Below are 3953 nucleotides of genomic sequence, written 5' to 3' on the forward strand. Positions count from 1 at the left end.
CGGCTCGGTCGAGCGCAACCGCGGGCACCGACAGCCCGGCCCACTCCGCACTCAATCCTCACCGCGCACGCGCACAAAACGGACGACGCCATGGCGGCCGTGACCGACCCGGACCTCCGCTATCGGGCCGTCGGCGACCGGATGGACCGTGACCCCCAGAGCCGGGGCGTCTTCCGGAAGTCCTGTGGCCCGTGCACCACGGCAGCGAGAGCGGACGCGTTCACAGCGTCCAACTGCGGTGAGATGAGGACCGCGCGCCCATCGAGCTCCACCACAACCACGCGAGGCCGTCGGACAGATCCGGTGAAGCCGATCACCGCGCATCGATAGTTTCCGAAGTGCACTGGTGAAGTGTCGGTATTCGAAAGCTGCAGTATTCTCCAGCGGTCCGGGCCCCCGGCCGCCTGCGGGATCTTTGGACGCCATCCGCCGCGAGTGGCTGTCTAACGGTTCACGGCTGGTCTACGGCACCACCGCGACGGTGGACCCGGATGGGACCCTCCACCTCATCTGGGGGCGTGGCGAACGACCATCCCGACCGCCGTGCCGTCCGTCGAACCAGTCAGCTCCAGCCCGACGACCTGACCTTTGCCACGAGCCGTTGCCCTGCCATGGGCGGACCCAGGCGTTCAGTCTCCCCCTTCGAGGGCTTGGCGGTAGAGCATCTCGGCCTCCGTGAAGCGCCCCGCGATCGCTAGCAGGATGCCGAGGTTGATGGCCGCTTCGGTGTGGCCGGCGTCGAGGGCTTGGCGGTAGTACGTCTCGGCCTCCGCGTCGCGCCCCATGTTCTCCAGCAGGATGCCGAGGTTGAAGGCCGCGGCGGTGTCGCCGGCGTCGAGGGCTTGGCGGTAGAACGTCTCGGCCTCCTCGCCGCGCCCCGCCTTCGCCAGCAGGAAGCCGAGGTTGTTGGCCGCATTGGTGTCGCCGGCGTCGAGGGCTTGGCGGTAGAGCGTCTCGGCCTCCGCGTCGCGCCCCGCCTTCGCCAGCAGGTTCCCGAGGTTGAAGGCCGCGGCGTTGTGGCCGGCGTCGAGGGCTTGGCGGTAGTACGTCTCGGCCTCCGCCCCGCGTCCCGCTTTCGCCAGCACGAAGCCGAGGTTGAAAGCCGCATTCGTGTCGCCGGCGTCGAGGGCTTGGCGGTAGTACGTCTCGGCCTCCGCGTCACGCCCCGCCTTCGCCAGCAGGACGCCGAGGTTGAAAGCCGCTTTCGTGTCGCCGGCGTCGAGCGCTTGGCGGAAGTACGTCTCGGCCTCCGCATCACGCCCCATGTTCGTCAGCAGGAAGCCGAGGTTGTTGGCCGCATTGGTGTGGCCGGCGTCGAGGGCTTGGCGGTAGTACGTCTCGGCCTCCGCGTCACGCCCCGCCTTCGCCAGCAGGTTCCCGAAGTTGAAAGCCGCTTTGGTATCGCCGGCGTCGAGGGCTTGGCAGTAGTACGTCTCGGCCTCCGCGTCACGACCCATGTCCGTCAGCAGGTTCCCGAGGTTGTTGGCCGCATTGGTGTCGCCGGCGTCGAGGGCTTGGCGGAAGTACGTCTCGGCCTCCGCGTCACGCCCCGCCTTCGCCAGCAGGACGCCGAGGTTGTTGGCCGCATTGGTGTCGCCGGCGTCGAGGGCCTGGCGGAAGTACGTCTCGGCCTCCGCGTCACGCCCCGCGTTCGCCAGCAGGACGCCGAGGTTGAATGCCGCTGCGGGGTTAGCCGAGTTGGCAAGGGGGAGCCAGGCGATTTCGGCGATGTGGGGTGCTACCGAGTAGGCGTGGACGCCGACGGTAAATCGGTCGGAGGCGTCCGCTGCATGGGTGAGGGCCGCTTCCCATACGTCCTGAGGGACCGGAGCGAAAGTGTGGTCGACGAGATAGTCGAAGACCGTCCAGGCGCCGGGATCCGTAGTGGGCAGCAAGAGGCTGGTGACGCCGTAGCGTACGCCGCTGGCCCAGACCAGGGCCTCGTCGAGGGATTCGGGGCGCAGCAGCGGGCCGCCCGCCTGATCGAGGTAGCTCTGGTGCAGGGCGGTGAGGACGTTCAGGAGGTAGGGAGGGCGGAGTCCGGTGCGGGCGAGGTCGATGGCGGCGGCGACCAGGGCGGCGCCGCGGGGATGGCCTCCGGCCCGGCTGGCGCGCCGCCATTGGTTGAGCAGGGCGGGGCCGGCGGCGAGGTATTCAGCGATGCCGTAGGGGCCGTGGTGTGTCAGGGTGTCGATGACTCGGCTGTCGTCGCAGTCCGCGGCCCGGTCCAGTTCGCTGCCGCTCCACAGCCGCTGCAGTTCGATCGGCTCGGTCAGGTTCAGCACACGTGCCCCGACCGACACCGCCCGTTTCGAGACTGCTGGATCGTGCGGGCTGTCGTTGTCACGGGCTTGGGGATTGAAGGTGTCGTACTGCTGGGTGCGCATGGTGGCCACGACGGGGATCCGCAGACGGACCAGTTCGGCGAGCAGGCCTGGTTCCAGTTCCTTGGGGCCCAAATAGTTCTCCAGGTCATTCAGCCACACCACACACGCCACCCCGGTCCGGGCGGCAACATCCACTGCCAAGGGCACGTCTTCCCCGCAGGCCGGTGCCAGGATCCGATGGTCGGGCAGGACAGCACGTACGGCTTCACACGCGGCGCGGGTCTTGCCCGCGGTGGAGTCGCCGACCAGCAGCACCAAGCCGCCGTGTTCGGCGGCTTGCGTGATCCGCTCCCGCAGGACCGTGTCCTGGTCACGGGCAATGTAGGGCGGCACGGCGCTGCCGTCGTCACCAAGCCGAGCCCGATGCGCGCCCGCGGCCAGCGCCTCCCAGGTCCGGGCGAGCGGCCAATGGTCCGGATCCTGCAAGTACCCCGGTATACGCGCCCCGGCAGTGGTGATGGTGATCGGCCCGGAGATAACCCGGGCGGTGACGACGTTGCCCTGGTGACCGCCGGAGATGCTGCTGGCGACGTCGCCGTCGCCGTCGGGAGACGCAGCCACGACGAGGTCCCTAGCTCGTGGGAGGGGCAGGCGGAGTGCCGAAGGTCATCGGCCCGGAGATATCCCGGGCGGTGACGACGTTGCCCTGCGTGCCGCCGGAGACGCTGCTGGACACATTGCCCTCACCGGTCTGCTGTGCCGCGGCCTCCTGCTGCCAGGCCGCGAGCGCACGGGCGAAGTCCGGGTCAGCCTGCGCGCGCGTGGTCAGCATCACGGCCAGCGCCCGCGCCCGATCCGGGTCGGCGGGGGCCTGCGCGAGCGCCGCCAGCTCGACCCGACCAAAGACGGGCTCCACCGCAGTACCCGGCACGGCCGGCCGTGGAGTGCGCCGAACCAGGGCCGTCAGGGAGCTCCACATCTGTTGCCCCGCACCCCCCGCAGCACCACCCGCCGCTGCCAGAAGTAATGCGACCGATACCGGATCCATGACCCACCCCTCGCCGTCAACACCGAACTCCGTGCCGTGATAACGCTACGAGACCAGGGACACCCAGGAGCAAAGAAGGCCATTCCGTCACAAGACGGAGACATACCAACTGGCCTGCGGCACCGACACCCGGCGCCCTCCGGGAGAACCGAGGTCCGTAGGCGCACCGGTCGATGCGTAGGCGCCGCCGGGCAATCGAGTTCCCGGAGGCCGTCCTCGGCATGGCATACGTCGCAGGCCACCCCCAGCGGGGACGCGCCCGCGCCTGCTCCACCGATTCACTGGCGAAGAGGCGGTATTTGAAAGCTGCGGTATTCGCAGTCCGTGGTGTCCCGGGTTTGGCAAACCTTGGGTAGGGATGTCACGAAACGTCTATGGTCGCTATCTCACTGCGCGTGCGTGGTGGCGTTGATCGGGGGCGGAGTTGATGGCGGAGCGACTGCTGGTGGATTTACGGGCTGATGGCCGGGTGCAGCTGTCGTCGTGGCCTGCCGGGGAGCAGTACGCGCGGCCTGTCGGTGATCCGGTGGAGCTGGTGTGGCCGCTGACCGATGATGATCTGGCGGATCTGCGGTGGT

General features: G+C 68.9%; 2 protein-coding genes. Both read right to left on the reverse strand.

The window, feature by feature from the left end:
- Positions 1–629: 629 nt before the first annotated feature.
- Positions 630–2948, reverse strand: coding sequence for a tetratricopeptide repeat protein (locus AC07DC_RS41950; RefSeq protein ID WP_478920240.1), 2319 nt, complete (start codon positions 2946–2948; stop codon positions 630–632).
- A 10-nt stretch (positions 2949–2958) separates the two neighbouring features.
- Positions 2959–3243 carry a hypothetical protein gene (locus tag AC07DC_RS41955; protein WP_478920241.1) on the reverse strand — a complete coding sequence of 95 codons (285 nt, stop codon included), beginning with the start codon at positions 3241–3243 and terminating at the stop codon, positions 2959–2961.
- Between the last annotated feature and the right edge of the window lie 710 nt (positions 3244–3953).

It is taken from the genome of Streptomyces sp. NPDC045021 (assembly GCF_056432645.1).